Here is a 3,443-nt window from a genome sequence, read left to right as displayed (position 1 = left end):
CGCCGCCGGCGGTGCGCGAGCGCTACGACACCCGCCTGTATCCCGGCGACCGCAACCGGATCAGCGAGCTGTCCGCCCAGCCGCATGACATCAAGCTGGTCCGCGCGGATGGCAGCGAGTGCTGGATCAGCGTGGCGCTGTCCACGCTCAGCGCCGGCACGGACAGCCTGCGTATGGCACTGATCCGCGACGTCACCGTGCAACGCCAGCAGCAGGAACGCGGCCGCCTGCTGTCACTGGGCTTTGATGAGACCCACAGCGCGGTACTGATCACCGACGGTGAAGGGCGCATCGTGCAGCTCAACAAGGGCTTTGGCCGGCTGTTCGGCTTTGCCGAGCACCAAGCCATCGGCCAGTACCTGCCGGCGCTGCTGGCCCCGGGCAGTCATGGCGCCGCGCAGATGGACGCCGATACGCGGCAGCTCAAGGCCGGAGAGCCGATCCAGCGCGACGAGCGTCTGTACCGGCACAACGGGCAACCGCTGTGGTGCTCGGTCAGCACCAACCCGATCTTCGATGACTACGGCACACTGGTGAACCAGGTGGTGGTGCTGATGGACATCACCCGCACCAAAGTGCACGAGCTGCTGCAGCACAAGATGCTCGATGCGCTGGTCCGCGAGGTGCCCACCGCCGAAGTGCTGCAGATGATGTGCCTGGAGGTCGAACGCATCGCGCCGGAGGTGATCAGCTCGGTGCTGCGGGTCGAGGACGGCAAGCTGCGTACCCTGGCCGGCCCCAGCCTGCCCGACCCCTTCAGCCGCCTGGTCGATGGCGTGATCGCCGGCCCGCGCACGGGCAGCTGCGGCACCGCTGCGTATACCGGCGAAACCGTGATCGCCCGCGATATCGCCACCGATCCGAACTGGGCCGACATTCCCCACCGGGCCGTGGCCCTGGCCCACGGCCTGGCCGCCTGCTGGTCCACACCGATCAAGGCCAGCGACGGCCGCGTGCTGGGCACCTTCGCCTTCTACTACCGCCAGCCGCATGATCCGGACGAGTTCCATCACCGGCTGGTGGCCGTCATCGTGCATCTGTGCGCGTTGGCGCTGGAGCGCGAGGAGGCGCGCAACCGCATCCGCCGGCTGGCGTTCTATGACGATCTGACCGGGCTGCCCAACCGCAGCCTGCTGCATGCCCAGGCCGACCAGGCGATCAGCGCGGCCGGCCATGCCGGGCAGGAACTGGCGGTGCTGTTCATCGACCTGGACCGCTTCAAGCAGGTCAACGACTCGATGGGCCATCCCGGGGGCGACACCCTGCTGCGCACCGTCGCGCGACGGCTGCAGGAGGAAGCCGGGCCCAGGGACATCGTCGGGCGTCTGTCCGGCGACGAATTCGTGGTGGTACTGGCCCCATGCGATGCGCAGGCCGCCCTGGAGCGCGGTGAGCGCCTACTGCACGCGCTGTCCCAACCGTGGCAGCTGGGCGAGGTGGAGGTGCGGTCCTCGGCCAGCATCGGCATCAGCGTGTTTCCGCACGATGGCGGCGACATGGAGACACTGCTGCAGAACGCGGACATGGCCATGTACCAGGCCAAACACAGCGGCCGCGCGCGGGTGCGCTTCTACTGCCCGGAAATGAACCAGAGCGCACAGGAACGGCTGACCATGGAGGCGGCCCTGCGCGAGGCGCTCCAGCACCACCAGCTGCAGCTGCATTACCAGCCGCAGATCGACATCGCCGACGGCCACCTGCACAGCGTCGAGGCGCTGGCGCGCTGGCAGCATCCAACGCTGGGCACGGTGCCGCCGATACGTTTCATCGCGCTGGCCGAGGAGTGCGGCCTGATCGGCGAAATCGGGCAATGGGCACTCGCCCAAGCATGTAAGCAGCTGGCCAGCTGGCGCCGCGACGGGCTGCAGGTGCCGTCAGTGGCGGTGAACCTGTCACCGACCGACTTCCACGACGCCGGGCTGCCGGCACGGATCGCGCAGATCCTGCAGCGCGAGGCCCTGGTGGCCACGGACCTGACCGTGGAGATCACCGAGGACATCCTGCTCGACACCGATCCCACCACCTTGCGCACCCTGCACGAAGTGCATGCGCTGGGGGTACGGCTGTCGATGGATGACTTCGGCACCGGCTACTCCAGCCTGAGCTACCTGCGGCAGTTGCCGATCAGCGAACTCAAACTCGACCGCAGCTTCGTCTGCGGGATCGAGGAGGACCCGATCGCGTGCGCCTTGACCCAGGCGATCGCGCATATCGGCCAGAGCCTGCAACTCAAAGTGGTGGCCGAAGGCGTGGAGAGCCAGGCGCAGTTGCGCCTGCTCGGCCAGCAGGGCTACCAGATCGCCCAGGGCTTCCACTTCACCGCGGCGCTGCCTGCGCCGGCACTGGCACAGTGGGTGCGCGAGCACCTGGCAGCACCCGTAGCGCCGGCCGTGAGCTGCTGAGCCGGCGCCAACGCCTCAGGCTGACGCCACCACCGCCAGCGTCAGCCGCGAGACGCACACCGGCTTGCCGGCCTCGTTCTCGATGCGGATCTCCCACACCTGCGTGGTGCGCCCGACATGCAGCGCGCGGGCGGTGCCGGTCACCATCCCCGAACGTGCGGCGCGCAGGTGGTTGGCATTGATTTCCAGACCGACGCAGACCTGCCGGTCCGGGTCCACGCACAGATTGCCGGCGCTACTGCCCAGTGTTTCGGCCAGCACCACCGAGGCGCCGCCGTGCAGCAGGCCATACGGTTGCCGGGTACGCTCGTCCACCGGCATCGTCGCCTGCAGCCAGTCCTCGCCGGCGGCGGTGAAGACGATGCCCAGATGCTCGATCAGCGTGTTGCGGCTGAGCGCGTTGAGCTGCTGCAGATCGACCGGCTGGTGGAATACTCGGGACATGCGCATAACCTGTTCAAAGACCAAGGAAGGCGTTACAGGATCGGTACCAGACCGGCGCCGAAGGCGGTCAGCATCCGCACCAGCAGCCATTTCGGGCCGACATCCACCTCCGGGAAATCGCCCACGGCGGTGTAGCAACGGTGGAAATCCGGATCCTGCCGGGGCAGCGGCTGCGGACAGTCCGGGCCGGGCTGGAACGCATAGTCGGTGGCATAGCGCCATGGCCAGAAATCGAGCACCGGCAGCGCCTCGGAGGCCTTGCCCAGGCTGTAGTTCAGTCCTGACAGCACCGGCGCCTTCTGCCGTGGCGCCACCACCCAGGAATTGTCCGGATGCACATCGCGCAGGATGCTCTGCGCCAGCCGTTCAGCGAACACCGGATCCTCGATGATCACCGCTCCTTCGGTGTTGTAGTTCTCGCTGCGCGGGTCGAAGTTGTGGGTGCCGATCACCCCGATGCGGCGGTCCACCACCAGCGACTTGGCGTGCAGGCCCATGCGCGCGCCACGGCGGGTCACCGGCAGCGGCCGGTTCACCGCCCGCGTGCCGAGGAAGGAGGGACGGGTCTCGGTGCGCAGCAGCTCGTATTCCACCTCG

General features: G+C 68.0%; 3 protein-coding genes. 1 reads left to right on the top strand and 2 read right to left on the bottom strand.

Annotated features, from left to right (window positions below):
• Positions 1-2,402, top strand: a 2,402-nt coding sequence (locus JCM9942_RS12435; protein ID WP_157722914.1) for a sensor domain-containing protein, incomplete at its 5' end; no start/stop codon positions are given.
• Between the two features lie 15 nt (positions 2,403-2,417).
• Here the strand turns inward: JCM9942_RS12435 and JCM9942_RS12430 are convergent.
• Positions 2,418-2,846, bottom strand: a complete 429-nt coding sequence (locus JCM9942_RS12430; RefSeq protein ID WP_054660033.1) for a hotdog fold thioesterase — start codon at positions 2,844-2,846, stop codon at positions 2,418-2,420.
• Between the two features lie 32 nt (positions 2,847-2,878).
• Positions 2,879-3,443 (bottom strand): phospholipase D-like domain-containing protein (locus tag JCM9942_RS12425; protein ID WP_256202380.1); only part of this gene is annotated, 565 nt, incomplete at its 5' end.

The organism is Stenotrophomonas pictorum JCM 9942 (genome assembly GCF_001310775.1).
Classification (GTDB): domain Bacteria; phylum Pseudomonadota; class Gammaproteobacteria; order Xanthomonadales; family Xanthomonadaceae; genus Stenotrophomonas; species Stenotrophomonas pictorum.
The sequence above is the reverse complement of the archived record's forward strand: the minus strand, read 5'-3'. Positions and strand labels throughout refer to the sequence as shown.